24 protein-coding genes are annotated in these 26,190 nt (G+C 60.2%); 10 read left to right on the forward strand and 14 right to left on the reverse strand.

The annotated features are described in order from the left end of the window. Window positions 1-131: 131 nt before the first annotated feature. The 9 genes from QZR30_RS19310 to gcl form a co-directional block, all read right to left on the reverse strand. On the reverse strand, window positions 132-1,328 hold the full coding sequence (locus QZR30_RS19310; protein ID WP_046069104.1) for an MFS transporter: 1,197 nt from the start codon (window positions 1,326-1,328) through the stop codon (window positions 132-134). Window positions 1,329-1,559: 231 nt separating this feature from the next. Continuing rightward, window positions 1,560-2,561: a sulfate ABC transporter substrate-binding protein gene (locus QZR30_RS19315; protein ID WP_046069103.1), complete on the reverse strand. Its 1,002-nt coding sequence runs from the start codon at window positions 2,559-2,561 to the stop codon at window positions 1,560-1,562. A 94-nt stretch (window positions 2,562-2,655) separates the two neighbouring features. Further along, window positions 2,656-3,480: an ion transporter gene (locus tag QZR30_RS19320; protein ID WP_046069102.1), complete on the reverse strand. Its 825-nt coding sequence runs from the start codon at window positions 3,478-3,480 to the stop codon at window positions 2,656-2,658. Window positions 3,481-3,511: 31 nt separating this feature from the next. Beyond that, window positions 3,512-4,387 (reverse strand): urea transporter, encoded by an 876-nt coding sequence (locus QZR30_RS19325; RefSeq protein WP_046069101.1) that lies wholly within the window; start codon window positions 4,385-4,387, stop codon window positions 3,512-3,514. Window positions 4,388-4,492: 105 nt separating this feature from the next. Beyond that, the gene (pyk, locus tag QZR30_RS19335; RefSeq protein WP_046069100.1) at window positions 4,493-5,908 is read right to left on the reverse strand and encodes a pyruvate kinase; all 1,416 of its coding nucleotides are present in this window, start codon (window positions 5,906-5,908) and stop codon (window positions 4,493-4,495) included. After that, a complete protein-coding gene (locus QZR30_RS19340) occupies window positions 5,898-7,178 on the reverse strand; it encodes a glycerate kinase type-2 family protein (protein WP_046069099.1) in 1,281 nt (426 codons plus the stop codon). Before QZR30_RS19340 ends, pyk begins: the two co-directional genes overlap by 11 nt. A 149-nt stretch (window positions 7,179-7,327) precedes the next feature. Next, entirely contained in the window at window positions 7,328-8,218 is an 891-nt protein-coding gene (locus QZR30_RS19350) for a 2-hydroxy-3-oxopropionate reductase (RefSeq protein ID WP_046069098.1), read from the reverse strand. Window positions 8,219-8,330: 112 nt separating this feature from the next. Beyond that, window positions 8,331-9,113, reverse strand: a complete 783-nt coding sequence (hyi, locus tag QZR30_RS19355) for a hydroxypyruvate isomerase (protein ID WP_046069097.1) — start codon at window positions 9,111-9,113, stop codon at window positions 8,331-8,333. Window positions 9,114-9,123: 10 nt separating this feature from the next. Continuing rightward, window positions 9,124-10,899, reverse strand: coding sequence for a glyoxylate carboligase (gene gcl / locus QZR30_RS19360; protein ID WP_311903973.1), 1,776 nt, complete (start codon window positions 10,897-10,899; stop codon window positions 9,124-9,126). 257 nt (window positions 10,900-11,156) lie between these two features. Here gcl and QZR30_RS19365 point away from each other — a divergent pair, with 257 nt between their 5' ends. After that, entirely contained in the window at window positions 11,157-11,597 is a 441-nt protein-coding gene (locus tag QZR30_RS19365; protein WP_034118908.1) for a GlcG/HbpS family heme-binding protein, read from the forward strand. A 63-nt stretch (window positions 11,598-11,660) separates the two neighbouring features. Here the strand turns inward: QZR30_RS19365 and QZR30_RS19370 are convergent, their stop codons facing one another. Beyond that, window positions 11,661-12,266, reverse strand: coding sequence for a TetR/AcrR family transcriptional regulator (locus QZR30_RS19370; protein ID WP_046072537.1), 606 nt, complete (start codon window positions 12,264-12,266; stop codon window positions 11,661-11,663). A gap of 134 nt (window positions 12,267-12,400) precedes the next feature. On the opposite strand from QZR30_RS19370, the gene QZR30_RS19375 reads away from it, so the two are divergent. Further along, entirely contained in the window at window positions 12,401-13,315 is a 915-nt protein-coding gene (locus tag QZR30_RS19375) for a DUF808 domain-containing protein (protein ID WP_046069096.1), read from the forward strand. A gap of 56 nt (window positions 13,316-13,371) precedes the next feature. On the opposite strand, the gene QZR30_RS19380 is transcribed toward QZR30_RS19375, so the two are convergent. Together QZR30_RS19380 and QZR30_RS19385 are read right to left on the reverse strand one after the other, a co-directional pair. After that, entirely contained in the window at window positions 13,372-14,127 is a 756-nt protein-coding gene (locus tag QZR30_RS19380) for an MlaA family lipoprotein (RefSeq protein ID WP_411741021.1), read from the reverse strand. Between the two features lie 25 nt (window positions 14,128-14,152). Then, on the reverse strand, window positions 14,153-15,451 hold the full coding sequence (locus QZR30_RS19385; RefSeq protein WP_046069094.1) for a serine/threonine protein kinase: 1,299 nt from the start codon (window positions 15,449-15,451) through the stop codon (window positions 14,153-14,155). Window positions 15,452-15,686: 235 nt separating this feature from the next. Between QZR30_RS19385 and QZR30_RS19390 the strand changes: the two genes are divergently transcribed. After that, the gene (locus QZR30_RS19390) at window positions 15,687-16,055 is read left to right on the forward strand and encodes a hypothetical protein (protein ID WP_046069093.1); all 369 of its coding nucleotides are present in this window, start codon (window positions 15,687-15,689) and stop codon (window positions 16,053-16,055) included. A 105-nt stretch (window positions 16,056-16,160) separates the two neighbouring features. On the opposite strand, the gene QZR30_RS19395 is transcribed toward QZR30_RS19390, so the two are convergent. Then, a complete protein-coding gene (locus tag QZR30_RS19395) occupies window positions 16,161-17,714 on the reverse strand; it encodes a glycoside hydrolase family 17 protein (RefSeq protein WP_311903974.1) in 1,554 nt (517 codons plus the stop codon). Window positions 17,715-18,047: 333 nt separating this feature from the next. Between QZR30_RS19395 and QZR30_RS19400 the strand changes: the two genes are divergently transcribed. The 3 genes from QZR30_RS19400 to QZR30_RS19410 all read left to right on the forward strand — a co-directional run bounded on the left by QZR30_RS19400 (window position 18,048) and on the right by QZR30_RS19410 (window position 21,121). Beyond that, the gene (locus QZR30_RS19400) at window positions 18,048-18,899 is read left to right on the forward strand and encodes a glycine betaine ABC transporter substrate-binding protein (protein ID WP_311903975.1); all 852 of its coding nucleotides are present in this window, start codon (window positions 18,048-18,050) and stop codon (window positions 18,897-18,899) included. 255 nt (window positions 18,900-19,154) lie between these two features. Continuing rightward, window positions 19,155-19,466 carry a DUF485 domain-containing protein gene (locus QZR30_RS19405; protein WP_046069091.1) on the forward strand — a complete coding sequence of 104 codons (312 nt, stop codon included), beginning with the start codon at window positions 19,155-19,157 and terminating at the stop codon, window positions 19,464-19,466. Beyond that, the gene (locus tag QZR30_RS19410) at window positions 19,463-21,121 is read left to right on the forward strand and encodes a cation acetate symporter (protein WP_046069090.1); all 1,659 of its coding nucleotides are present in this window, start codon (window positions 19,463-19,465) and stop codon (window positions 21,119-21,121) included. Before QZR30_RS19405 ends, QZR30_RS19410 begins: the two co-directional genes overlap by 4 nt. A gap of 166 nt (window positions 21,122-21,287) precedes the next feature. Here QZR30_RS19410 and gltA read toward each other — a convergent pair whose 3' ends face one another. Continuing rightward, window positions 21,288-22,577, reverse strand: a complete 1,290-nt coding sequence (gene gltA, locus QZR30_RS19415; protein ID WP_003233249.1) for a citrate synthase — start codon at window positions 22,575-22,577, stop codon at window positions 21,288-21,290. Between the two features lie 365 nt (window positions 22,578-22,942). On the opposite strand from gltA, the gene sdhC reads away from it, so the two are divergent. The 4 genes from sdhC to QZR30_RS19435 are packed head-to-tail and all read left to right on the forward strand — an operon-like array spanning window position 22,943 to window position 26,171. After that, window positions 22,943-23,317 carry a succinate dehydrogenase, cytochrome b556 subunit gene (sdhC, locus tag QZR30_RS19420; RefSeq protein WP_003190005.1) on the forward strand — a complete coding sequence of 125 codons (375 nt, stop codon included), beginning with the start codon at window positions 22,943-22,945 and terminating at the stop codon, window positions 23,315-23,317. Further along, a complete protein-coding gene (gene sdhD, locus QZR30_RS19425; protein ID WP_003172805.1) occupies window positions 23,311-23,679 on the forward strand; it encodes a succinate dehydrogenase, hydrophobic membrane anchor protein in 369 nt (122 codons plus the stop codon). The genes sdhC and sdhD overlap by 7 nt, the downstream gene beginning before the upstream one ends. A 3-nt stretch (window positions 23,680-23,682) precedes the next feature. Then, the gene (gene sdhA / locus QZR30_RS19430) at window positions 23,683-25,455 is read left to right on the forward strand and encodes a succinate dehydrogenase flavoprotein subunit (RefSeq protein WP_003190007.1); all 1,773 of its coding nucleotides are present in this window, start codon (window positions 23,683-23,685) and stop codon (window positions 25,453-25,455) included. Between the two features lie 11 nt (window positions 25,456-25,466). Continuing rightward, a complete protein-coding gene (locus tag QZR30_RS19435; RefSeq protein ID WP_034118919.1) occupies window positions 25,467-26,171 on the forward strand; it encodes a succinate dehydrogenase iron-sulfur subunit in 705 nt (234 codons plus the stop codon). Window positions 26,172-26,190: the final 19 nt, after the last annotated feature.

Below are 26,190 nucleotides of genomic sequence, written 5' to 3' on the forward strand. Positions count from 1 at the left end.
GCGAGCTAGCAACCATCGCCTTTGGAGTAAGACAGGGCAGGACTTTTTCATATGATCAAGTCCTGCTTTTTTGTGCCTGTGGATACCTGATTACGTGTGCCCAACATTTGCTGATCTTGGTCACACCGCTCTCAGGCGGTGGCCGCCATGACCCCACGAGACGCACCCAGGAATCGCAGCAATGCGATCAATGGAAAGGCGCTGCCCACCAGCATCACGCCCAGCCAACCGCCGTGTTCATACACACTGCTGGCAATCGCCGAGCCGAATGCACCGCCAATGAAGATGCTGGTCATGTACAACGCGTTGAGACGGCTGCGGCTATTGGCGTCAAGGGCATAGATGGCACGCTGGCCAAGCACCATGTTCATCTGCACGCAGAAGTCCAGGACCACGCCGGTGACCGCAAGGCCGACCACGCTGTACAGCGGGTGCACAAACGCCGGCAGGAAGCTCAATGCCCCGAACAGCATTGCCAGCAACGAGGCGCGATGGGTGTGGCCGGCATCGGCCAGGCGCCCGGCGATGGGCGCGGCAATGGCGCCCAGTGCGCCGACCAGGGCGAACAGCGCGATTTCGCTTTGGCTAAGGCCATGGTTACGCGCCAGTTCCAGCGGCGCGGCGGTCCAGAACAGGCTGAAGGCAGCAAACATGCAGCCCTGGTAGAACGCCCGTTGGCGCAGCAGCGGCTGCCCACGCAGCAAGGTAGCCAGGGAGCGCAGCAATTGGCCGTAGCTGGCGCGGTGATCGGGTTGGCGCTTGGGAATGGTCAGCAGCAGGACCACGCTGATAAGCGCCATCAACGCAGCGGCGGCCATGAACATCGCGCGCCAGCCGAAGTGGTCGGCGACTACGCTGGACACCGGTCGCGCCAGCAGGATGCCCAGCAGCAGGCCACCCATGATGCTGCCTACCACCCGACCGCGGGATTCGGCCGGGGCCAGGTGCGCGGCCAGCGGGATCAGGATTTGCACGGACACCGAGCTGAAACCGATCAGCAGCGACACCAGCAGGAACAGATTGGGTTGTTCGGTAAACGCAGCACCCAGCAGGCTGGCGATGGCCACCACCGTGGTGAAGATCATCAGCTTGCGGTTTTCCAACAAGTCGCCCAAAGGCACCAGGAAGAAGAGGCCGAGGGCGTAGCCGATTTGCGTCAGGGACACGATCAGACTGGCCATTGCCGGTGTCAGGCCGATATCCGGGGCGATCAGTTCAATGATCGGTTGCGCGTAGTAGATGTTGGCAACGATGGCACCGCAGCAAAACGCAAACAGCATGACCATGCCCCGGGTCATGGTGCCTGTAGCGTGAGAGGTTGGGTTCATGGTGTTCTCATAAGGCGAAGGACGATGGGGTGAGAGAATAAAGACATGGGCCGGCAGTGAGTAGGCCGCTTGGCGTGATAACTGTCATGCCGCGAAATAATGACTCAATGCAAAACCCAATGTGGGAGGGGGCTTGCTCCCGATGGCGGTGTGTCAGTCAGCCTATGCCTTGGCTGACACACCGCCATCGGGAGCAAGCCCCCTCCCACATTTGTTACCGCATTTCTTCAGTTATTGACCACTGTAGATCTGGTCAAACACCCCGCCATCATTGAAGTGGGTCTTCTGCACCGTGCGCCAGTCGCCAAAGGTCTTCTCCACCGACAGGAAGTCCACCTTCGGGAAGCGGTCGGTGTACTTGGCCAACACCTTGGGGTCCCGTGGGCGCAGGTAATTGTTGGCCGCAATTTCCTGGCCTTCCGGCGACCACAGGTACTTCAGGTAGTCTTCCGCCGCAGTACGGGTACCTTTCTTCTCGACCACTTTATCCACCACCGACACAGGCGGCTCGGCTTCGGCGGACACGCTTGGGTAGACCACTTCGAACTGATCGCGACCAAACTCACGGGCGATCATTTCTGCTTCGTTTTCGAAGGTGACCAGCACGTCGCCGATCTGGTTGGTCATGAACGTGGTGGTGGCGGCACGGCCACCGGTGTCCAGCACCGGCGCTTGTTTGAACAGTTTGCCGACGAAGGTCTTGGCCTTCTCTTCGTCGCCGCCGTTCTTGAGCACATAGCCCCAGGCCGACAGGTAGGTGTAGCGGCCATTACCCGAGGTTTTCGGGTTGGGGACGATCACCTGCACGCCGTCCTTGAGCAAATCCGGCCAGTCTTTCAAAGCCTTGGGGTTGCCTTTGCGCACGATGAACACGGTGGCAGAGGTGAACGGTGCACTGTTGTTCGGCAGGCGCGTCACCCAGTTGTCCGGCACCAGTTTGCCGTTGTCGACCAGGGCATTGATGTCGGTGGCCATGTTCATGGTAATCACGTCAGCCGGCAGGCCGTCGATCACCGAGCGTGCCTGTTTGCTGGAGCCGCCGAAGGACATCTGCAACGTCAGCTTGTCGTCCGGGTGCTCGGCTTCCCAGTGCTTCTGGAAGGCTGCGTTGTAGTCCTTGTAGAAGTCGCGCATCACGTCGTAGGAGACGTTGAGCAGGGTGGTCGCGGCCTGGGCGGAGCCTGCCAAGGCCAGGCTGGCGGCCAGAAGAGAGGCGCTGAGGATTTTTTTCACTGCTCATTCCTTGTTGTTGGAGAAGAGGGGAGGCAATTTGCCAGCGACTATAGCCGGGCCTGCATAGACCTATAAAGATTAAAACGACCTTTGCTTATTCCAGTTTATGAAAGAGGTTACTGCCACAGCGCGAGCAAAAAGCTGCATTGGGTTCATGGCTGTTCTTCTTGCACGCCGGGCAGTCGGTTTGCAGCTGCTCACCGCGCATGGCACTGGCCAGCTCTGCAGTAAAAATGCCCGTCGGCACCGCGATGATCGAATAACCGGTGATCATCACCAGCGACGAAATCACCTGGCCCAGCGGCGTCTTCGGCACGATATCGCCGAAGCCCACGGTGGTCAGGGTCACGATGGCCCAGTAGATGCCCTTGGGAATACTGGTGAACCCATGTTCCGGGCCTTCGATCACGTACATCAGGGTGCCGAACACCGTCACCAGCGTGCACACGCTGACCAGGAACACCACGATCTTCTGCTTGCTGCCGCGCAGCGCCGCCATCAGGTAGTTGGCCTGCTTGAGGTACGGGCTGAGCTTGAGTACGCGGAAGATGCGCAGCATGCGAATGATGCGGATGATCAGCAGGTACTGCGCATCGCTGTAGTACAGGGCGAGGATGCCGGGGACGATGGCCAGCAAGTCCACCAGGCCGTAAAAGCTGAAGGCATAGCGCAGCGGCTTGGGCGAGCAATACAGGCGCAGGCCGTATTCGATGGCGAAGATCAGCGTGAAGCCCCACTCGATATAGGCCAGCACATCCGCGTAGTTCTGGTGGATTTCATCGATGCTGTCGAGCATCACGATCACCAGGCTGGCGAGGATGATCAGCAGCAGGATGCCGTCAAAGCGCCGCCCGGCGACGGTGTCGCTTTGGAAAACCATGATGTAGAGCCGCTGGCGCCAGTCGTTGTTACTGTCCATAAGTCCTGCCTGAAGCGAATATCGAGCAAGCCTAGGGGGATTCGAACGGACTGTCCATGTGGGGTTTGCGCAGCATTCGCTGGCCGGCGCGCACCAGCCAGCAGGCGAGGATAAACGGTGCGGTCAGCGCAGGCAGGTGCAGGGCGGCGAAACCTGGGGTGAGGATGATTGCCAGCAGGATGCCCAGCAGCGGCAACCACGGCTGGCGACCTGACAAGCCCAGGACCAGGGCGACCAACGCTGGGTTATAGCTGTGCAGGCCGAGCAGGGCGCCATTGGGGTCGTTCAGCCAAAGGCCGGCCAGCACGCCGAGGCTGGCACCGCCGAGTGCCCACAACGCGGCGCGGCGGTCGGCCAGCAGCAAGCCCGCGGCGATCAACACGCCTGTTATGGGTTGCTCCAACAGCATGATTTGTCCAAGACCGATAAATGGAGCGGCGAGAATAGAGAAGGTGCCGGGCTCGGTCAGCGCAAGGGCGCTTCCAGGTACGCACCCGAGCAGCAACCAGCCGAGGCCAACAAAGGGCGCGGTATAGGCGGGCAAGTCCTGGGGCTGGTTCGCGTGTGTCAACCATTGCCGGGTAAGGATCGCGCTCAAGCCCCCGCACGCCAGGATCAACGGTGGCACCAGCGCCGACCAGGCAAAGTGCTGGCTGATCAACAAGCCCAGCAGTACGCCGTTGTAGCTGTACAGTCCAGCCTGGCGCTCAGCTTTGGGATAGCCACGGCGCTGGGCCGTGAGCAACCCCGCGACCCCGCCCAGCAGCGCGCCGCCGAGCAAGGCCGGGGCGCCGATCAGGATCGCCAGCAGGCACAGCAGACCGCACAGTGGGTGGCGCTGCAGGAAAATCTGGCTGAAGCCATTGAGCAGAGCTTCGGCCCAGTCAGGGCAGGTGTGGTTGTGCATGGCAGCTCCCTGTAGGAGCGAGCTTGCTCGCGAAAAACCCAAGGGCGCCGCGTGCATTCAGGCTACCCGCGTCATCGTTGACGTTCTTCGCGAGCAAGCTCGCTCCTACAGTAGGGTTTCGATACGCAGCGAATTGGTCGACCCCGGCTGCCCAAACGGCACCCCCGCGGTAATCACCAAGGTATCCCCACGCTGTGCCATGCCCTGGGCCTGGGCGATTTCCAACGCGGTGGAACACACCTCATCCACCTGGCGCAGACGATCATTGACCACCGAATGCACGCCCCACGCCACGCTCAAGCGCCGCGCCGTGGACAGGTTCGGCGTGAGGTTGAGGATCGGTGCCACCGGCCGTTCCCGTGCGGCGCGCAAGCTGGAACTGCCCGACTCGCTGTAGTTCACCAGCACCGCCACCGGCAGGATGCTGCTGATGCGCCGGATCGCACAGCTGATGGCGTCCGACACCGTGGCATCCGCCTTGGGCCGGCTGACGTCCAGTTGCGCCTGGTAATCCGGGCCGTTTTCCACCTGGCGGATGATCTTGCTCATCATCTGCACGGCTTCCAGCGGATACTCGCCCGACGCGGTTTCCGCCGACAGCATCACGGCGTCCGCGCCTTCGGCCACGGCGTTGGCGACATCGGTGACTTCGGCACGGGTCGGCGCCGGGGAGAAGCGCATGGACTCGAGCATCTGTGTGGCGACCACCACTGGCTTGCCGAGTTGGCGGCAGGTGCTGATGATGTCTTTCTGGATCTGCGGCACGCTTTCGGCCGGTACTTCCACGCCCAGGTCGCCTCTGGCTACCATGATCGCATCGCTCAGCTCGGCAATTTCCTGCAGGCGCTGCACGGCCGAGGGCTTCTCGATCTTGGCCATCAGGAACGCCTTGTCGCCAATCAGCTCGCGGGCCTCGCGGATGTCTTCCGGGCGCTGTACAAACGACAGTGCCACCCAGTCCACGCCCAGTTCCAGGCCGAAGCTCAAGTCGCGGCGATCTTTGGCGGTGAGCGGGCTGAGTTCCAACAAAGCTTGTGGGACGTTTACGCCTTTACGGTCGGACAGCTCACCGCCATTGAGTACGGTAGTGTCGATGGCGTCGGCATGCTTGGTAATCACGCGCAGGCGCAGCTTGCCGTCATCGAGCAGCAAGTCCATGCCCGGTTCAAGGGCTGCGATGATTTCCGGATGGGGCAGGTTGACGCGGCGCTGGTCGCCGGGCGTCGGGTCCAGGTCCAGGCGCAGGGCCTGGCCACGAATCAACTGCACCTTGCCTTCGGCAAAGCGCCCGACCCGCAGCTTTGGCCCTTGCAGATCCATGAGGATGCCCAGTGGGTAGTTCAACTGGCGCTCCACCTGGCGAATCCACTGGTAGCGCTGGGCATGGTCGGCGTGTTCGCCGTGACTGAAGTTGAGACGGAAGATATTCACCCCGGCTTGCACCAACTCAAGGATGTCATCGATGCCGTCGGTTGCCGGGCCCAGGGTGGCGAGGATCTTGACCTTCTTGTCAGGCGTCATGTTTGGCAGTCTCAAGGATCAGGATGGCACGGAAGTCGTTGACGTTGGTGCGGGTCGGCTCGGTGATGATCAAGTCGCCCAGGGCGTCGAAATAGCCGTAGCCGTTGTTGTTATCCAGCTCGTCGCTGGCCGACAGGCCCAGGGCTTCGGCGCGGGCGTAGCTGCTGGGGGTCATGATGGCGCCGGCGTTGTCTTCCGAGCCGTCGATGCCATCGGTGTCGCCGGCCAGGGCGTACACGCCGGGCAGGCCCTTGAGGCTGTCGGTGAGGCTGAGCAGGAATTCCGCATTGCGCCCTCCACGGCCATTGCCGCGCACGGTGACGGTGGTCTCGCCGCCAGACAGGATCACGCAGGGCGCCGCCAATGGCTGGCCGTGCTGGACGATCTGCCGGGCGATACCGGCATGTACCTTGGCCACTTCCCGCGCTTCACCCTCCAGGTCGCCGAGGATCAGCGGGCTGAACCCGGCCTGGCGCACTTTCACGGCTACCGCTTCCAGGGATTGCTGTGGGCGGGCGATCAATTGGAAGTGGCTGCGGGCAAGTACCGGGTCGCCGGGCTTGACCGTTTCCGAGTCGGGGTTTTGCAGCCAGCTGCGCACCGAGGCAGGGGCGTCGATGCCGTAGCGCTTGAGAATCCCCAGGGCCTGCTGCGAGGTGCTGGGGTCGCCGACGGTAGGGCCGGAGGCGATCACCGTGGCCTGGTCGCCCGGCACATCGGAAATCGCGTAGGTGTATACGGTGGCCGGCCATGCCGCCTTGGCCAAGCGCCCACCCTTGATCGCCGAGAGGTGTTTGCGCACGCAATTCATCTCGCCGATGGTGGCGCCGGATTTGAGCAGGGCTTTATTGATGGCTTGCTTGTCGGCCAGGCTGATGCCTTCGGCGGGCAGGGCCAGCAATGCGGAGCCACCGCCGGAAAGCAGGAAGATCACGCGGTCGTCTTCGGTCAGGTGGCTGATCAACTCCAGCACGCGCTGGGCCACGGCCAGGCCGGCAGCGTCGGGGACCGGGTGGGCCGCTTCGACCACCTCGATTTTTTGGCACGGCGCGCCGTGGCCGTAGCGGGTGACCACCAGGCCCGACACTTCGCCCTGCCAGCAATTCTCGACGACCAGGGCCATGGCGGCCGCGGCCTTGCCGGCGCCGATCACGATCACCCGGCCACTGCGGTCGGCAGGCAGGTAAGGCTCAAGCACTTGCCGGGGATGGGCGGCGTCGATGGCTGTGGCAAACAGCTCGCGAAGCAGGTGTTGCGGATCGACCGACATAAGCGGGCTCCCTGGGGATTCTTGTTATTTGTAGGAGCGAGCTTGCTCGCGAAAATCGTCAACGATAACGCGGGTGACCAGGCAGCCAGCGGTGCTCTCAGGTTTTTCGCGAGCAAGCTCGCTCCTACCGGGGGGATTGCGTAATTTCGTTACTTGTCGCGGATCGAGAAGTTGGCCATATGCTCCAAGCCCTTGATCAGCGCCGAGTGGTCCCAGTTACCGCCACCAATGGCCGTGCAGGTGCTGAACACTTGCTGGGTGCCGGCGGTATTCGGCAGGTTGATCCCCAGTTCCTTGGCGCCGGCCAAGGCCAGGTTCAGGTCCTTCTGGTGCAGGTTGATGCGAAAGCCCGGGTCGAAAGTACCCTTGATCATGCGTTCGCCATGCACTTCCAGGATCTTCGACGACGCAAAGCCGCCCATCAGCGCTTCCCGCACCTTGGCCGGGTCGGCGCCGTTCCTGGAGGCGAACAGCAGCGCTTCGGCCACCGCCTGGATGTTCAGTGCAACGATGATCTGGTTGGCGACCTTGGCGGTCTGGCCATCGCCGTTACCGCCCACCAGGGTGATGTTCTTGCCCATGGCCTGGAACAGCGGCAATGCACGTTCGAAGGTCTGCGGTTCGCCACCGATCATGATGCTCAAGGTGCCGGCCTTGGCGCCGACTTCACCGCCGGAAACCGGTGCGTCCAGATACTGCGCGCCGGTCTCGTTGATCTTCGCCGCGAACGCCTTGGTGGCGGTGGGGGAGATCGAACTCATGTCGATCACCACTTTGTTCGGCGACAGGCCGGCGGCCACGCCGTCGGCGCGCAACAGCACGTCTTCGACCTGTGGGGTGTCCGGCACCATGACGATGATGAATTCGGCTTCTTGCGCGACTTGCTGCGGGTTGGCCAGAGCGATGGCGCCAGCGTCGATCAGCGCTTGCGGGGCCTTGCCATGATGCTCGGACAGAAACAGTTGGTGCCCTGCTTTCTGCAGGTTGGCGGCCATGGGCTGGCCCATGATGCCGGTGCCGATAAATCCGATTTTAGCCATGATCAAAATCCTCTTTTTTATTCGGTAGGCAGACTTGTTGAGGTCTGCCAGACACATCAGGTCCAATGTGGGAGGGAGCAAGCCCCCTCCCACAGGGGTTAGGCGGTGTGTGTTAGAGCGCGTTATGGGTTTTGAGCCAGCCCAAACCTGCTTCGGTGGTGGTCAATGGCTTGTACTCACAGCCAACCCAACCCGTGTAGCCAATGCGGTCCAGATGCTCGAACAGGAAGCGATAGTTGATCTCCCCAGTCCCCGGCTCATTGCGCCCCGGGTTATCCGCCAGCTGGATGTGGTTGATCACACCCAGGTGCGTTGCCATGGTCCGCGCCAGGTCACCTTCCATGATCTGCATGTGGTAGATGTCGTATTGCAGGAACAGGTTGTCGCTGCCCACCTGCTCGCGAATCGCCAGGGCCTGGGCCGTGTTATTCAGGTAGAAGCCCGGGATGTCGCGGGTGTTGATCATCTCCATCACCAGCTTGATGCCTGCCGCTTGCAGCTTGTCGGCGGCGTACTTGAGATTGGCGACAAAGGTCTTTTCCAGGGTTTCGTCTTCCACGCCCTGTGGCCGGATACCCGCCAGGCAGTTGATCTGGGTGTTACCCAGTACCTGGGCGTAGGCGATAGCCAGCTTGACCCCGGCGCGGAATTCCTCGACCCGGTCCGGGTGGCAGGCCAAGCCGCGCTCGCCCTTGGCCCAGTCGCCGGCCGGCAAGTTGAACAGCACTTGGCTCAGGCCGTTGGCATCGAGCTGCGCCTTGATCTCGGCGGAGCTGAACTCATACGGGAACAGGTATTCCACGCCTTCGAAGCCGGCATCGGCGGCGGCCTTGAAGCGCGCAAGGAAGTCCTGTTCGGTAAACAGCATGGACAGGTTGGCGGCGAAACGCGGCATAGGGTTCTCCTTAATCGAGCAGGGAAATGGCGGTCGGTGCATCGTTGCCGACCAGGGCCAGGTCTTCGAATTCATTGACGGCGTTGATTTCGGTGCCCATGGAAATATTGGTCACCCGTTCCAGAATAATCTCAACGATCACCGGCACCTTGAATTCTTCGATCATTTCCTGGGCGCGGCGCAGGGCCGGCTGGATCTGCCCTGGCTCGAACACGCGCAGGGCCTTGCAACCCAGGCCCTCGGCGACGGCCACATGGTCGACGCCATAGCCGTTGAGCTCCGGGGCATTGAGGTTGTCGAAGGACAGCTGCACGCAATAGTCCATTTCAAAGCCGCGCTGGGCCTGGCGGATCAGCCCCAGGTAGGAGTTATTCACCACCACGTGGATGTACGGCAGCTTGAATTGCGCGCCCACCGCCAGTTCTTCGATCATGAACTGGAAGTCATAGTCGCCCGACAACGCCACTACCTTGCGGCTCGGGTCGGCCTTGACCACGCCCAGCGCCGCAGGAATGGTCCAGCCCAACGGGCCGGCCTGACCGCAGTTGATCCAGTGGCGTGGCTTGTAGACGTGCAGGAATTGCGCGCCGGCAATCTGCGACAGGCCGATGGTGCTGACGTAGCAGGTGTCTTTGCCGAACACCTGGTTCATTTCTTCATACACGCGCTGTGGCTTGACCGGCACGTTGTCGAAGTGGGTCTTGCGGTGCAAGGTGGCTTTGCGCTGCTGGCAGTCGTGCAACCAGGCACTGCGGTCCTTGAGCTTGCCGGCGGCTTTCCATTCGCGGGCCACTTCGATAAACATCGTCAGGGCGGAGCCGGCGTCGGAAACGATGCCCAGGTCCGGGGTGAACACGCGGCCAATCTGCGTCGGCTCGATGTCGACGTGGATGAATTTACGCCCTTCGGTGTAGACCTCCACCGAACCGGTGTGGCGGTTGGCCCAGCGGTTGCCGATACCCAGCACCACGTCCGACTTGAGCATCGTCGCGTTGCCATAACGGTGGGAAGTTTGCAGGCCGACCATACCCACCATCAGCGGGTGATCGTCGGGAATGGTACCCCAGCCCATCAGGGTCGGGATCACTGGGATGCCAGTCAATTCAGCGAACTCCACCAGCAATTCACTGGCGTCGGCGTTGATCACGCCACCGCCACTGACCAGCAATGGGCGCTCAGCCTGGTCGAGCAGGGCCAGGGCTTTTTCGACCTGGATACGCGTGGCCAACGGCTTGGCCAGAGGCAGCGGTTGGTAGGCATCGATATCGAACTCGATCTCGGCCATTTGCACGTCGAATGGCAAGTCGATCAGCACCGGACCTGGACGGCCGGAGCGCATTTCATAAAAGGCTTTCTGGAACGCGTAGGGCACTTGGCCGGGTTCCAGCACGGTGGTCGCCCACTTAGTCACCGGCTTGACGATGCTGGTGATATCCACGGCCTGGAAGTCTTCCTTGTGCATGCGAGCGCGGGGGGCTTGCCCGGTGATGCACAGGATCGGGATCGAATCGGCGGAGGCGCTGTATAAGCCGGTGACCATGTCGGTGCCCGCTGGCCCAGAGGTGCCGATGCACACACCGATATTGCCGGCCTTGGTGCGGGTGTAGCCCTCGGCCATGTGCGAGGCGCCTTCAACATGGCGAGCAAGGACGTGATCGATGCCGCCCACCTTCTGCAAGGCCGAATACAGCGGGTTGATCGCAGCGCCTGGGATACCGAAGGCGGTATTCACACCTTCACGACGCATCACCAGGACGGCGGCTTCGATTGCTCTCATTTTGCTCATGATTTTGGTGCCTCTTGCGTTTTGTAATTGTATACAAGTGGTGTCGATGCAAAGTGTATTCACGGCGGGCTACGCAGGTCAATGCATTTTGTGAACGGGCCTTTGCGTCCGTCGGAATGACTTTTTTCGACGTATGGAGCCTTTGTTTGAAAATATTGTATACAAAAACAAATATCATTGTGTTCTATTTGTTTGGTCGAGCATCTGATCAAACAGAACGCCAAGGCTTTACCCATAACAAGATAAGGACGGCACCTATGAGCGCTTTAACCTTGAAACTCGCGACCCAACTGGCCAGTCAGGCCCTTACCGCTGGCCGCACGATTTCAGCTGCGCCGCTGACGATTGCGGTACTCGATAGCGGTGGTCACTTGATTACCTTGCAACGGGAAGACGGCGCGAGCCTGCTGCGCCCGCAAATCGCCATCGGCAAGGCCTGGGGCGCCATAGCCCTGGGCAAGGGTTCACGTTTGCTGGCGCTGGACGCACAGCAGCGTCCGGCATTTATCGCGGCGTTGAACAGCCTGGGGCAGGGCAGCGTGGTGCCGGCGCCGGGTGGGGTGTTGATTCGGGATCAGGCGGGATTGGTGTTGGGGGCGATCGGGATCAGTGGGGATACGTCCGATATTGATGAGCAGTGTGCGATCACGGCGATTGAGGGGGTGGGGTTGATGGCGGATGCGGGGGTGTCTGCCTGATCCTGTGTGACTGTTAGGGCCAATCGGGGGCAAGCCCCCGATTGGCACAGGCACCGCGGTCTATCAGTCCGGCTCACACCCCTTGAGCACCAACCGAATAATCGTCTGCGCCGCCGCCTCATAGTCGGCTTCATCCAACTTGGCCTTGCCGGTCACGGCCGAGATCTGCCAGTCAAAGTCCGCATAGGTCTGGGTCGCCGCCCAGATGCTGAACATCAGGTGATTAGGGTCGATAGTCGCAATCAACCCACGATCCACCCAGTTCTGGATGCAATCAATATTATGCTTGGCCTGGGCGTTGAGCTGTTCAACCTGTTCGGTGCTCAAGTGCGGGGCGCCGTGCATGATTTCGCTGGCAAACACCTTGGAGGCAAATGGCAGGTCACGGGAAATGCGGATTTTCGAGCGGATGTAGTTGCTCAGCACTTCCTTGGGCTCGCCGTCTGGGTTGAACGGCGTGGAGGCGGCCAGGATCGGCTCGATAATGCTTTCGAGCACCTCGCGGTAGAGGTTGTCCTTGGACTTGAAGTAGTAATAGACGTTGGGCTTGGGCAGCCCGGCCTTGGCGGCGATGTCGCTGGTCTTGGTCGCGGCGAAGCCCTTGTCGGCAAACTCCTCGCTTGCCGCCCGCAGGATTTTTTCTTTGTTGCGCTCGCGAATGCTGCTCATAAACCAGAGGTTTCCTTGCCATGACAGGCGGTTGCGCATGGTAGCACCGGCCATCCGCGGGCCTCAACAATCTGCCCATAACGCCTTGCGCCGCGCTATGCTCGCCCGATCTCCCCCTTACGGATACTTGATTCATGGCAGGAAGCAGCTTGTTGGTGTTGATCGACGATATCGCCGCGGTACTCGATGACGTCGCCCTGATGACAAAAATGGCGGCGAAGAAGACCGCCGGTGTGCTGGGTGACGACCTGGCGCTCAATGCCCAGCAGGTCTCCGGGGTGCGCGCCGAGCGGGAAATTCCGGTGGTGTGGGCGGTGGCCAAGGGCTCGTTTATCAACAAGTTGATCTTGGTGCCTACCGCGCTGTTGATCAGCGCCTTCGCGCCCTGGGCGGTGACGCCATTGTTGATGCTCGGTGGTGCCTACCTGTGTTTCGAAGGCTTCGAGAAACTGGCGCATAAATTCCTGCACAGCAAGGCCGAAGACCAGGCCGAGCACGCGCAATTGGTCGAAGCTGTGGCCGACCCGGCCACCGACCTGGTGGCCTTTGAAAGGGACAAGATCAAAGGCGCGATCCGCACCGACTTTATCCTCTCCGCAGAAATCATCGCCATCACCCTGGGCACCGTGGCCGAAGCACCGTTGATGCAGCAGGTGGTGGTGCTGTCGGGCATTGCGATCGTCATGACCGTGGGTGTGTATGGGCTGGTGGCAGGTATCGTCAAGCTTGACGACCTGGGGCTGTGGTTGACCCAGAAGCCGGGTCAGGTGGCACGCCGTATCGGGGGTGCCATTTTGCGCGCCGCGCCGTACATGATGAAAAGCCTGTCGGTGATCGGTACGGCGGCGATGTTCATGGTTGGTGGCGGCATCCTCACCCATGGTGTGCCGGTGGTGCATCACTGGATTGAATCCGTTAGCCAGAGCACCGGGGCGCTCGCGTGGTTGATGCCGACGTTGCTGAATGCCGTGGCGGGGATTATTGCCGGGGCCGCTGTATTGGCGGTGGTCAGTGTGGTTGGCAAAAGTTGGAAAGCAATCAGAGCTTAACCTTGCGGGCACAAAAAAGGCCATTCAATCGAATGGCCTTTTTCATGGCGCTTGGCTTACTCGGCAATCTGCAACTTGCGCGATTCGGTATAGATATACCGCACCTTCTCATATTCAAACGGCGAGTTCATCTGCCCATAGCGGAAGCTGGTCTGATAGCGCTTATCTACCGCGCGCAGGGCCCAGATTTCCGGGTGGTTGGAGCTGACTTCTGACACGTTGAGGAAGTTGATCTGGGTCTCGGCGCTGTAGTCGACGATCAGGCCGGTGGTGTCGCGCAGGTTCGACGGGCCGAAGATCGGCAGGACCACGTAGGCGCCGCCGGGCACGCCGTAGAAGCCCAGGGTCTGGCCGAAGTCTTCACTCTGGCGCGGCAGGCCCATGGCGGTGGCCGGGTCCCATAGGCCGGCGACGCCTATGGTGGTGTTGACCAGCAAGCGCCCGGTGGTTTCCAGGGAGCGGTGGCCCTTGAGCTGCAGCAGGCTGTTCAACAGGTTGGGTACATCGCCCAGGTTGTTGAAGAAGTTGCTCACGCCGGTACGCAGGAAGCTTGGCGTGACATAGCGGTAGCCATTGACCACCGGCAGGAACACCCACTGGTCGAAGCGGTAGTTGAAGTGGTACACGCGACGGTTCCACGACTCCAGCGGGTCATACACGTTGAGAGCGGTCAGCGATGAGCGTTCGAACTCGCGCTGGTCCAGGCCAGGGTTGAACTTGAGCTTGGTCAGCGGCTCCTTGAAGCCGTCGGCACCGACCTTGACCGGTTCATGGGCCTTGCTGTTGTCGGCATTGGCCACGCCTGTGCACATCAGTGCGGCAAGCAGCAAAAGATATTTAGCCACGGAAGAACTCCAGCATGGCGTCGGCGTTGACGCGGTAATTGAGGTTGCCGCAGTGGCCGCCCAGCGGGTAGACGGTCAAGCGATTGCCGAAGGTTTTACGCAGGAAACCCAGGTCGCCAGGGCCGAGGATCACGTCGTCGGCGTTGTGCATCACGGCGATTTTCGGGCTGTCGCGCAGATAGTCCTCCAGCGCGTACAGGCTCACCTGGTCGACCAGCTGCAGCAGGCTGCCGCCATCGGAACGGGCGCGCCACATCGGGATCACTTGTTCGGTGAGGTAGCAATCGAAGTCGCATTGCAGGGCACGCTTGAGGAACGGCGTGAGGCTGGTGCCTTCGGTGATCGGGTATTTAGGCGGGATGATCAGGCCGCGGCGGTTGATCAGGTCCGAGGTAAAGGCGATGTCGGCAGCCGAAAAGCGGAACGAAGTGCCGATCAACATGGCCATCTGTTCGTTGCTCAGGTGCTGCTTGGACTGTTGGAAGTCATAGAGCAGGGCATCGTTGAGGTCGATGTAGCCTTTTTGCTGGAAGTAGCGGGTCAGTTTGCTCAACACCAGCTCATAGAAGGTAGTGGTGTTGTTGATGCCCTTGACCTCGGTCTGTACCAGCTTGTCGAGGTTGGTGATCGAGGTGTAGAGGTTGACCGGCGGGTTGAGCAGCAGCACTTTCTTGAAGTTGAAAGTGCGGCGTGTCTCGTCGAGCTTGCTGACGAACGCTGCATCCAGCGCGCCCAGGCTATAGCCGGTGAGGTAGAAGTCGGTGACCGGCAGCGAGGCGTTCTGCGCGCGCACGGCTTGCATCACGCGGTACATGTCTTCGGCGTCTTCCTGGGTGATACCCGGGGTGGCGAAGCGCGAGGCAGCGCTGATGAAGTCGAAGCTGGTGGGCGATGACAACTGCACCACGTGATAGCCGGCCTGGTAATACAGCTTCTTCAGGTATTCGTTGATGCTGCTGTCGAACCGCGCACCGGTGCCGGCGATCAGGAAGATCAGCGGCGCAGCACGGTCCTGCTTGGCGATGCGGTAGGTGAGTTTCTTCACCGCCCAGAAATTGTCCGGCAGGCTGAACTCGCGTTCGGGGCGCATATTCAGGGTGTAGTCGGATTGGTTGATCTCATCATCGGTCGGCAAGGTTGGCCGAAGATCGGGAGGCGTGGTGGCGATGGTCGCTTCGAACGGGTTGGTCAAAGGGTAGCCATAGCTGGCCTGGTCGATATCGACGGCCAGTGCTGACGCACTCAAAAATAGGCTGCCCAGCAAGGCAGCACAGCGCAAGGAACGGAGCATGACTTAATCCCTAAGAGGAAACGTGCTGAATGAAGTTCGCAGGCTATGACCACCGCGTTGCCACCGAAGTGCCAGCCTGCGGCACGAAAAGTCGGAAAAAGCGTCGGAATCGGGGGTAATAGTTGCCAGACGATACACTTTGCCGAGCTATGTTGAACAGATATCTGCGCGAACACCTTGCTAACGGCCGCGGTGGGATTAAGCTGAGCGCCGTTTTTGCCTATCGGAGTGCCCCATGTCCCGCCGCTTGCCGTTGATTTTGCTGCTTATTGCCCTGCCGTTATGGCTGGCCGCCAGCTATGCCGCGCGTTATGGCTTTATGGAGGATGGGCAGTGGGTTGGCCTCTGCGCTGATGAAGCCAGCCGCTGGGAGTGCCAGGTGCGTGCCAACCTGGGGTTGATGATTCACTTCAAGGTGCTGGGCTGGGCGGCGTTGATCACGTCGGTGCTGGCGTTTTTCGTGCCGGGGCGTGCGGGGTGGGCTTTGGCAGTGCTGGGGATGGTGTTCGGGTTACCGGCGCTGGCGTTGTACAACACCACGTTTGCGGTGTTCGCGGTGGTGATTGCGGGGTTGCGGTTGGTCAGGAAGCCTCGGGGCGCCTGATAGGGCCAATCGGGAGCAAGCCCCCTCCCACACTTGATTGGGTTCGCATATTTCTATTTGTGAATACGGTCAAGTGTGGGAGGGGGCTTGCTCCCGATGGCAGTGTTAAGCCTTGCGCACCCGCAAGCATCGCCACAATGCTGCAACCATGAGTACGCTGACCACCGCCCAACCCCAAGCCTGCTGGTTCAACAAGCCTTCCCGGTACAACTGCGGTGCAATGCCGGCACCGATAATGAAGGCCAGCAGCGCAATCTCCCGACGCGGCCCGGTCACCGGGCGCACCAGGTACACCAGGGCCGGCAGCACCAGCGCCGCGCTCGGGAAGCTTCTATAACGCGGGTCAAACACCAGCGCCAGCATCATTACCGCCCCCGCAAACCCGGCAATCGCCACCAGCCAGCCAGCGCGTTGTTCCAGCCAGTCAAACGCTCGCACGCGCCAGCCGTCACGGACGCTGAGGGCCAGGGCGGCGTGGGCCAGCACCAGCAGGTTAAGTACCACCAGCAAACCGGCCCATACCCACTCATCGTTGAAGCGTGCGGTGACGCGGGTCAGTTCGGCCCAGGTGCCGATGGAGCAGGCTGCAACGGCGCCCAGCAAGGGCAGCATCAGCGCCGAGCGCGTGCTACGTACGCGGCCGCCGAGCACCAGGGTGCCGAGCAGGATGAGCCCGCCCACGCCCAGCCACAGCGGCCAGTACGGCACATTGGTTACGGGGCCGGCGAGGATGGCCTTGTCCTGGCGGTCTGCATCGAACAGCCCCCAATACCCGCCGACAGCACCTTCACTGGCGCGCTTCCACGGTTGGTCAAAGGCTTCGATCAGGTTGTAGCGCCAGCCATTGGCTTCGGCCATGGCCACGAAGCCACGCATGAACTTGGCCTCATTGACCCGGCTTGGCACGGCGGTTTCGCGCTGGCGGCCTTCGCTGGGCCAGCCGGTCTCGCCGATCACAATGTCCTTGGGCGCGAACTGGTGGCCGAAGGTCTGGCGCACATCGCCCACGTGCTTGAGCGCCTGGTCGATGCCGGATGGGTCATCTTCCCAGTACGGCAGTAGGTGAATGGTGAGGAAATCCACCGCCGGGGCGATTTCCGGGTGTTGCAGCCAGAACTCCCAGACATCGGCATAGGTGACCGGCTGTTTGATCTGGCTTTTGACTGTTTGAATCAGCGCCACCAATTGCTTGGCGGTCACCTCCTTGCGCAACAGGGCTTCGTTGCCGACGATCACTGAGGTGACGATGTCAGGATTGGCATTGGCAGCAGCGATCAGTTCGTTGATTTCTTTCTCGGTCGCCACTGGATCGCTGCTGACCCAGGCCCCGGCCATCACCTTCAACCCATGCTTGCGCGCCAGGTCGGGCAAGGACTCCAGACCCGTCATGGAGTAGGTGCGAATGCACTCAAAACGCGTGGCAAGCAGTGCCAGGTCGGCGTCCATGCGCTCGGGGCGCAGCTTGAACGGCTGGTCGAAGGGCGACTGATCCTTGTCGAACGGCGTATAGGACGCACACTGCATCTTGTGGCTGGCGCTGGCGACGTCCGGCAACACCACCGGCCGGCCGAGGCCGTACCAGTAGCCGACAAGGGCAAGTAGGCCGAGGATCAAGGCGAGAAAATAGGGCAGGGCAGGGAAGCGGGCAGTCGCGGGCATGGTCGGCTTATCTGGGGGAGCAAAGGCGCGCATCTTACCCGCAATTGACTCCTTTCAGTGGGGCTGCATGATTTTGACATGCAAAGTTCGGGCGGAATTCTGGCGTCAAGTTGTAGGAAGTCTCCTGCTGGCTATGTGATGTCGTTTCTTGCTCAGCCGAGGTCGCTGGCAGAGCAGGTCCATGGACCCTGCAGGTTGATTATCGAAGGGTCAGAACTCCACTGATGTCTTGGGCAACCGGATCGATGCGCGTGAAGGAGGCGCGGTGCACCCTATAACAACAGTTTGACGTCGCTCGGCATCCGTCGGGCGCAGCACTTTCGGGGAAGTACTATGAAGATGCGACGACTCTTGGGCGCAGCTGCCACGTTGGTAGTTGCGATGGGCTCCACACTGGCCAGCGCCGACAGCAAGACCCTGAGCCTCGGCTACGTGGACGGTTGGTCCGACAGCGTGGCTACCACCCATGTGGCGGCAGAAGTGATCAGGGAAAAACTTGGCTATGACGTGAAGCTGCAAGCCGTCGCCACCGGGATCATGTGGCAGGGCGTCGCCACCGGCAAACTCGATGCCATGCTCTCCGCCTGGCTACCCGTGACCCACGGCGAATACTGGGCCAAGAACAAAGACAAGGTGGTCGACTACGGCCCCAACTTCAAGGATGCGAAGATCGGCCTGATCGTGCCGGAGTACGTCAAGGCCAAATCCATTGAAGACCTCAAGACCGATACCACCTTCAAGAACAAGATCGTCGGCATCGACGCCGGTTCAGGCGTAATGCTCAAGACCGACGAAGCCATCAAGCAATATGGCCTGGACTACAAGCTGCAAGCCAGCTCGGGCGCGGCGATGATCGCCGAACTGACCCGTGCCGAAGACAAGCAGGACTCCATTGCGGTGACCGGTTGGGTGCCGCACTGGATGTTTGCTAAGTGGAAACTGCGTTTCCTGGACGACCCCAAAGGGATTTATGGTGCTGCTGAAACCGTCAACAGCATCGGCAGCAAGGGCCTGGAGAAGAAAGCACCGGAAGTGGCGGCTTTCCTGAAGAAATTCCAGTGGGCCTCCAAGGATGAGATCGGCGAAGTCATGCTCGCGATCCAGGAAGGCGCCAAGCCTGATGCAGCGGCCAAGGATTGGGTGGCCAAGCACCCTGAGCGCATAGCTGAATGGACCGCTAAATAAAAGCCACTGATGCACCCCTGTGGGAGGGGGCTTGCTCCCGATCGCGGTATGTCAGTCACAGATTTTTTGACTGGTACACCGCTATCGGAGCAAGCCCCCTCCCACACTGGTTTCGCACCGCCTCAAATCTTCCTGCGCTTTGGCCATCCCTCGCTACACTCGATCTACTACTAAGGTCGTCTGGAACCCTTTCCACAGCCGCATACAGTGGATACGTTCCAATAATAAAAAAGCTGTGCTGCGAGGATAAAAACAATGAACGACAGCATTTACCTCTCGATTCAAAACAGCCCGCGTTTCAAGGAGCTGGTCAGGAAAAGGGAAAAGTTCGCCTGGATTCTCTCGGCGATCATGCTAGGGCTTTACTCCGGTTTCATCCTGTTGATCGCCTACGGGCCGCAAGTACTGGGGGCCAAGCTCAGCCCTGGTTCATCCATCACCTGGGGTATCCCCATCGGGGTCGGGCTGATTGTCTCGGCCTTCATCCTCACCGGTATCTATGTGCGACGCGCCAACGGCGAATTCGACGACCTGAACAATGCGATTCTCAAGGAGGCTGCGCAATGATCCGTCGTCTATTGGCTGTATTCGGCGCTTGCGTCTTTGCGCCCGCCGTTTGGGCGGCAGATGCATTGACCGGTGAAGTGCACAAGCAACCGCTGAATATCGCAGCGATCCTGATGTTCGTGGCCTTTGTCGGCGCGACGTTGTGCATCACCTACTGGGCGTCCAAGCGCAACAAGTCGGCGGCCGACTACTATGCGGCAGGCGGCAAGATCACCGGCTTCCAGAACGGCCTGGCGATTGCCGGTGACTACATGTCGGCGGCGTCCTTCCTGGGTATTTCCGCGCTGGTGTTTACCTCTGGCTACGACGGCCTGATCTACTCGATCGGCTTCCTGGTGGGCTGGCCAATCATCCTGTTCCTGATCGCCGAGCGCCTGCGTAACCTGGGCAAATACACCTTTGCCGACGTGGCGTCCTATCGCCTCGGGCAAACCCAGATCCGCAGCCTCTCGGCCTGTGGCTCGCTGGTGGTGGTGGCGTTCTACCTGATCGCGCAGATGGTTGGCGCGGGCAAGCTGATCCAGCTGCTGTTCGGCCTGGACTACCACGTGGCGGTGATCCTGGTCGGCATCCTGATGTGCTTGTACGTGTTGTTCGGCGGCATGCTGGCGACCACTTGGGTGCAGATCATCAAGGCGGTGCTGTTGCTGTCCGGTGCCTCGTTCATGGCGCTGATGGTGATGAAGCACGTCAACTTTGACTTTAACATGCTGTTCTCCGAGGCGATCAAGGTTCACCCTAAAGGTGAAGCGATCATGAGCCCGGGCGGCCTGGTGAAAGATCCGATCTCGGCATTCTCCCTTGGCCTGGCCCTGATGTTCGGTACTGCCGGCCTGCCGCACATCCTGATGCGTTTCTTCACCGTGAGCGACGCCAAGGAAGCGCGTAAGAGCGTGCTGTACGCTACGGGCTTCATCGGCTACTTCTATATCCTGACCTTTATCATCGGCTTCGGCGCGATCCTGCTGGTCAGCACCAATCCGGCGTTCAAGGATGCGGCAGGCGCCTTGCTCGGCGGTAACAACATGGCGGCGGTGCACCTGGCCAACGCGGTGGGTGGCAGCATCTTCCTGGGCTTTATCTCGGCCGTGGCCTTTGCCACCATCCTCGCGGTGGTTGCCGGCTTGACCCTGGCCGGTGCCTCGGCGGTATCCCATGACCTGTACGCCAGCGTGATCAAGAAGGGCAAGGCCAACGAGAAGGATGAGATTCGCGTGTCGAAGATCACCACCATCGCCCTGGCGGTGCTGGCTATCGGCCTGGGTATCCTGTTCGAAAGTCAGAACATTGCGTTCATGGTCGGCCTGGCGTTCTCGATTGCCGCCAGCTGTAACTTCCCGGTACTGCTGCTTTCTATGTACTGGAAAAACCTCACCACCCGTGGCGCCATGATCGGCGGCTGGCTGGGCTTGATCAGTGCCGTGGGCCTGATGATCCTCGGCCCGACCATCTGGGTCTCGATCCTGCACCATGAAAAAGCCATCTTCCCGTACGAGTACCCGGCGTTGTTCTCGATGATCATTGCGTTCATCGGCATCTGGTTCTTCTCCATCACCGACAAGTCGGCGGCGGCAGAGAAAGAGCGTGCGCTGTACTTCCCGCAGTTTGTGCGTTCGCAGACTGGCCTGGGGGCGAGCGGGGCGGTTAACCACTAAGGTTATAGCTGGATAGAAAATGCCCCGGTCGAAAGGCCGGGGTATTTTTTTGCCTGAAGATTTGTGTTGGGTGGACTTGCTCCCGATGGCGGTACACCAGGCACCACAAACAAAAACGGCCTCCGCTAAGGGAGGCCGTTCTCATTACAAGCAAGCCGCTAAGTGCTTACTTGCGATCTTCCAGCTTGGTAATGTCACGCGACTCGTAGCCGGTGTACAACTGGCGCGGGCGGCCAATCTTGTACGGGCTGGAGAGCATTTCCTTCCAGTGGGAGATCCAGCCCACGGTCCGCGCCAGGGCGAAGATCACGGTGAACATGCTGGTTGGAATGCCGATAGCCTTGAGGATGATCCCCGAGTAGAAGTCGACGTTCGGGTACAGCGAGCGTTCGATGAAGTACGGGTCGGTCAGGGCGATCTCTTCCAGGCGCATGGCCAGTTCGAGTTGCGGATCGTTCTTGATGCCCAACTCCTTCAACACTTCGTCGCAGGTCTGCTTCATCACGGTGGCACGTGGGTCGCGGTTCTTGTAGACCCGGTGACCGAAGCCCATCAACTTGAACGGATCGTTCTTGTCCTTGGCCTTGGCGATGAAGGTGTCGATGTTCGACACATCGCCGATTTCATCGAGCATGGTCAACACGGCTTCGTTCGCACCGCCGTGGGCAGGGCCCCACAGTGCAGCGATACCGGCGGCGATACAGGCGAACGGGTTGGCACCCGAAGAGCCGGCCAGGCGCACGGTGGAGGTGGAGGCGTTCTGCTCGTGGTCGGCATGGAGGATGAAGATCCGGTCCATGGCCTTGGCAAGCACCGGGCTGATCGGTTTGATCTCGCACGGGGTGTTGAACATCATGTGCAGGAAGTTTTCCGCGTACGTCAGGTCGTTGCGCGGGTACATCATGGGCTGGCCCATGGAGTACTTGTAGACCATCGCGGCCAGGGTCGGCATCTTGGCAACCAGGCGGATCGCGGAAATTTCGCGATGCTGCGGGTTATTGATGTCCAGGGAGTCGTGATAGAAGGCCGACAGGGCGCCGACCACGCCGCACATGACGGCCATCGGGTGGGCGTCGCGACGAAAGCCGTTGAAGAAGGTCTTCAATTGCTCGTGAACCATGGTGTGGTTCTTCACAGTGCTGACGAACTGGGCTTTCTGCTCGGCTGTTGGCAATTCGCCATTTAGCAGCAGGTAGCAGGTTTCCAGGTAGTCCGATTGTTCTGCCAGTTGCTCGATCGGGTAACCGCGATGAAGCAGAATGCCATTGTCACCATCGATATAGGTGATCTTCGACTCGCAGGACGCGGTCGACATGAAGCCTGGGTCGAAAGTAAAACGGCCCGTGGCCGTCAGGCCCCGTACGTCGATAACATCGGGACCAACGGTGCCGGTTAAAATGGGCAGCTCGACGGGGGCTGCGCCCTCGATGATCAACTGCGCTTTTTTGTCAGCCATGTGGCCTCCTATTTATGCTTCAAATCATCAGACAGACCCCCCACGCAGGGCCCGCACCACTATATTGATATAAATCCAGATGTCAATTTGCCTAAAGTCTTGCGCCAGAAGGCTTTAACCGTACTTTTTCGTCGAAATTGACTGCCGTTTACGCCTTTTATCCCGTCAGCGCAATCAGCTATTAGGGTGAGGTGTGCGCGTTGTCATTAGTAACCTAACTGTCTATACTCGGCCACCGACCGCCAAGGGCTTTTGGGCTTGCTTTCATTGGGGGTCGCACTCCCTGGGTGGTGCTTACCTGACCAGTCGCACTCCCCAACAACTTTGCCCTGATTGTTAGGGGCTCTTCAGTGTGAAAAAAAGCCGTGAATAGCCAACGACCTGTAAACCTAGACCTAAGGACCATCAAACTCCCCATCACCGGCGTTACGTCGTTCCTGCACCGTGTTTCCGGCATCATCCTGTTCCTGGGCTTGGGCATCATGCTTTATGCATTGAGCAAATCCCTGGGTTCCGAGGAAGGATACGCCGAGGTGAAGGCATGCTTGACCAGCCCGCTGGCCAAGTTCGTAGCATGGGGCCTCTTGTCCTCTCTCCTGTATCACCTGGTAGCCGGTGTGCGCCACTTGATCATGGACATGGGCATCGGTGAGACGCTGGAAGGCGGCCGCCTGGGCTCGAAAATCATCATCGCCATTTCCGTGGTGCTGATCGTTCTGGCAGGAGTTTGGATATGGTAACCAGCGTTACGAATCTGTCGCGTTCGGGCCTCTATGACTGGATGGCACAGCGTGTGTCTGCGGTCGTTCTCGCGGCTTATTTCATTTTCCTGATCGGATACCTCGTCGCAAACCCGGGTATTGGCTATGAGCAATGGCATGGCCTGTTTTCCCATAATGCGATGCGAATCTTCAGTCTGCTGGCCCTTGTAGCCCTGGGCGCTCACGCCTGGGTTGGCATGTGGACCATCGCGACTGACTACCTGACGCCGATGGCGCTGGGCAAGTCCGCGACTGCAGTACGTTTCCTCTTCCAGGCAGTATGCGGCGTCGCGATGTTCGCTTACTTCGTCTGGGGTGTGCAGATTCTTTGGGGTATCTGATTCATGGCTAACATTCCAACTATTTCATTCGACGCCATCATCATTGGTGGCGGCGGTGCTGGCATGCGCGCTGCGCTGCAGCTGGCCCAGGGTGGTCACAAGACTGCCGTGATCACCAAGGTGTTCCCGACGCGTTCCCACACCGTATCGGCCCAGGGTGGTATCACCTGCGCCATCGCGTCCGCCGACCCGAACGATGACTGGCGCTGGCACATGTACGATACCGTCAAGGGTTCCGACTACATCGGTGACCAGGACGCTATCGAATACATGTGTCAGGAGGGCCCGGCCGCGGTGTTCGAGCTGGACCATATGGGCCTGCCGTTCTCCCGTACCGAGCAAGGTCGTATCTACCAGCGTCCATTCGGCGGTCAGTCGAAGGACTACGGTAAAGGTGGCCAGGCTGCCCGTACCTGCGCCGCGTCCGACCGTACCGGTCACGCGCTGCTGCACACCCTTTATCAGGGCAACCTGAAAGCCGGCACCACGTTCCTGAACGAGTACTACGCGGTTGACCTGGTCAAGAACGCGCAAGGCGAGTTCGTTGGTGTGATCGCTATCTGCATCGAAACCGGTGAAACCACCTACATCCGTGCCAAGGCTACTGTTCTGGCCACCGGTGGTGCAGGCCGTATCTACGCTTCGACCACCAATGCCCTGATCAACACCGGTGACGGCGTCGGCATGGCACTGCGCGCTGGCGTACCGGTACAAGACATCGAAATGTGGCAGTTCCATCCGACCGGTATCGCCGGCGCCGGTGTACTGGTGACCGAAGGTTGCCGTGGTGAAGGTGGCTACCTGATCAACAAGCATGGCGAGCGTTTCATGGAGCGTTATGCTCCGAACGCCAAAGACCTTGCTGGTCGTGACGTAGTAGCCCGTTCGATGGTTAAAGAGATCATCGCCGGCAACGGCTGTGGCCCGAATGGCGACCACGTACTGCTCAAGCTCGATCACCTCGGTGAGGAAGTGCTGCACAGCCGCCTGCCAGGTATCTGCGAGCTGTCCAAGACCTTTGCCCACGTTGACCCGGTGGTTGCTCCGGTGCCGGTTGTTCCGACTTGCCACTACATGATGGGCGGCGTGCCGACCAACATTCATGGCCAGGCGATCACCCAGAACGCCGATGGCCAGGACGAGATCATTCATGGTCTGTTCGCGGTAGGCGAAGTGGCCTGCGTATCGGTCCACGGTGCCAACCGCCTGGGCGGCAACTCGCTGCTCGACCTGGTGGTATTCGGCCGAGCTGCCGGCCTGCACCTGGAGAAGGCGCTGACCGACGGCATCGAATACGATGACGCCACCGACGCCAACATCGAAGCTGCCCTGGCGCGCCTCAACGCTCTGAACGAGCGCACTGATGGCGAAGACGTGGCAACCCTGCGTCGCGAACTGCAAAACTGCATGCAGAACTACTTCGGTGTGTTCCGTACCGGCGAATACATGCAGAAGGGCATTGCCCAGCTGGCCGATCTGCGCAAGCGTATCGCCAACGTCAAGATCAACGATAAGAGCCAGGCGTTCAACACTGCTCGTATCGAAGCCCTTGAGCTGCAAAACCTGCTGGAAGTGGCTGAAGCGACGGCGATCGCCGCCGAGGTTCGTAAAGAATCCCGTGGTGCCCACGCCCGTGAAGACTTTGAAGATCGCGATGACGAAAACTGGTTGTGCCACACCCTGTACTTCCCGGGTGACAAGCGCGTGACCAAGCGTGCCGTGAACTTCTCGCCGAAGACGGTTCCGACGTTTGAACCGAAGATTCGGACTTACTAAGGGTGGCTGCCATGTTGAAAGTCAGTGTTTATCGCTACAACCCTGATCAGGACGCCGCGCCGTTCATGCAGGAATTCTCGGTCGATACCGGTGGTAAAGACCTGATGGTGCTGGACGTGCTGGCCCTGATCAAGGAGCAGGACGAGGGTTTCTCCTATCGTCGCTCTTGCCGTGAAGGTGTCTGCGGCTCCGACGGCATGAACATCAACGGCAAGAACGGCCTGGCGTGCATTACGCCGCTGTCTGCTGTTGTCAAGGGTAACAAGCTGATCGTTCGTCCTCTGCCAGGTTTGCCGGTTATCCGTGACCTGGTCGTCGATATGAGCATCTTCTACAAGCAATACGAGAAAGTTAAGCCGTTCCTGCAGAACGACACGCCGGCTCCGGCCATCGAGCGTCTGCAGTCCCCGGAAGAGCGTGAAAAGCTCGATGGCTTGTACGAGTGCATCCTGTGCGCTTGCTGCTCGACTTCGTGCCCATCCTTCTGGTGGAACCCGGACAAGTTCCTGGGCCCAGCTGCCCTGCTGCAAGCGTACCGCTTCCTGGCAGACAGCCGTGATACCAAGACGTCCGAGCGCCTGGCTTCGCTGGATGACCCGTTCAGCGTATTCCGCTGCCGCGGGATCATGAACTGCGTCAACGTATGTCCCAAAGGCCTGAACCCGACTAAGGCCATTGGTCACATCCGTAACATGCTGCTGCAGAGCGGCGTGTAACTGACGTTGTAGTAATAGC

This window comes from Pseudomonas sp. rhizo25 (assembly GCF_031931935.1).
In the GTDB taxonomy this organism is placed as follows: domain Bacteria; phylum Pseudomonadota; class Gammaproteobacteria; order Pseudomonadales; family Pseudomonadaceae; genus Aquipseudomonas; species Aquipseudomonas synxantha.

Excerpts from the sequence above, each read along its gene's own strand:
- QZR30_RS19310 (WP_046069104.1), bottom strand. The coding sequence starts at position 1,328 with ATGAACCCAACCTCTCACGCTACAGGCACCATGACCCGGGGCATGGTC.
- QZR30_RS19320 (WP_046069102.1), bottom strand. The coding sequence starts at position 3,480 with ATGGACAGTAACAACGACTGGCGCCAGCGGCTCTACATCATGGTTTTC.
- QZR30_RS19325 (WP_046069101.1), bottom strand. The coding sequence starts at position 4,387 with ATGCACAACCACACCTGCCCTGACTGGGCCGAAGCTCTGCTCAATGGC.
- pyk (WP_046069100.1), bottom strand. The coding sequence starts at position 5,908 with ATGACGCCTGACAAGAAGGTCAAGATCCTCGCCACCCTGGGCCCGGCA.
- QZR30_RS19340 (WP_046069099.1), bottom strand. The coding sequence starts at position 7,178 with ATGTCGGTCGATCCGCAACACCTGCTTCGCGAGCTGTTTGCCACAGCC.
- QZR30_RS19350 (WP_046069098.1), bottom strand. The coding sequence starts at position 8,218 with ATGGCTAAAATCGGATTTATCGGCACCGGCATCATGGGCCAGCCCATG.
- hyi (WP_046069097.1), bottom strand. The coding sequence starts at position 9,113 with ATGCCGCGTTTCGCCGCCAACCTGTCCATGCTGTTTACCGAACAGGAC.
- gcl (WP_311903973.1), bottom strand. The coding sequence starts at position 10,899 with ATGAGCAAAATGAGAGCAATCGAAGCCGCCGTCCTGGTGATGCGTCGT.
- QZR30_RS19365 (WP_034118908.1), top strand. The coding sequence starts at position 11,157 with ATGAGCGCTTTAACCTTGAAACTCGCGACCCAACTGGCCAGTCAGGCC.
- QZR30_RS19370 (WP_046072537.1), bottom strand. The coding sequence starts at position 12,266 with ATGAGCAGCATTCGCGAGCGCAACAAAGAAAAAATCCTGCGGGCGGCA.
- QZR30_RS19375 (WP_046069096.1), top strand. The coding sequence starts at position 12,401 with ATGGCAGGAAGCAGCTTGTTGGTGTTGATCGACGATATCGCCGCGGTA.
- QZR30_RS19380 (WP_411741021.1), bottom strand. The coding sequence starts at position 14,127 with ATGTGCACAGGCGTGGCCAATGCCGACAACAGCAAGGCCCATGAACCG.
- QZR30_RS19385 (WP_046069094.1), bottom strand. The coding sequence starts at position 15,451 with ATGCTCCGTTCCTTGCGCTGTGCTGCCTTGCTGGGCAGCCTATTTTTG.
- QZR30_RS19390 (WP_046069093.1), top strand. The coding sequence starts at position 15,687 with ATGTCCCGCCGCTTGCCGTTGATTTTGCTGCTTATTGCCCTGCCGTTA.
- QZR30_RS19395 (WP_311903974.1), bottom strand. The coding sequence starts at position 17,714 with ATGCCCGCGACTGCCCGCTTCCCTGCCCTGCCCTATTTTCTCGCCTTG.
- QZR30_RS19400 (WP_311903975.1), top strand. The coding sequence starts at position 18,048 with ATGAAGATGCGACGACTCTTGGGCGCAGCTGCCACGTTGGTAGTTGCG.
- QZR30_RS19405 (WP_046069091.1), top strand. The coding sequence starts at position 19,155 with ATGAACGACAGCATTTACCTCTCGATTCAAAACAGCCCGCGTTTCAAG.
- QZR30_RS19410 (WP_046069090.1), top strand. The coding sequence starts at position 19,463 with ATGATCCGTCGTCTATTGGCTGTATTCGGCGCTTGCGTCTTTGCGCCC.
- gltA (WP_003233249.1), bottom strand. The coding sequence starts at position 22,577 with ATGGCTGACAAAAAAGCGCAGTTGATCATCGAGGGCGCAGCCCCCGTC.
- sdhD (WP_003172805.1), top strand. The coding sequence starts at position 23,311 with ATGGTAACCAGCGTTACGAATCTGTCGCGTTCGGGCCTCTATGACTGG.
- sdhA (WP_003190007.1), top strand. The coding sequence starts at position 23,683 with ATGGCTAACATTCCAACTATTTCATTCGACGCCATCATCATTGGTGGC.
- QZR30_RS19435 (WP_034118919.1), top strand. The coding sequence starts at position 25,467 with ATGTTGAAAGTCAGTGTTTATCGCTACAACCCTGATCAGGACGCCGCG.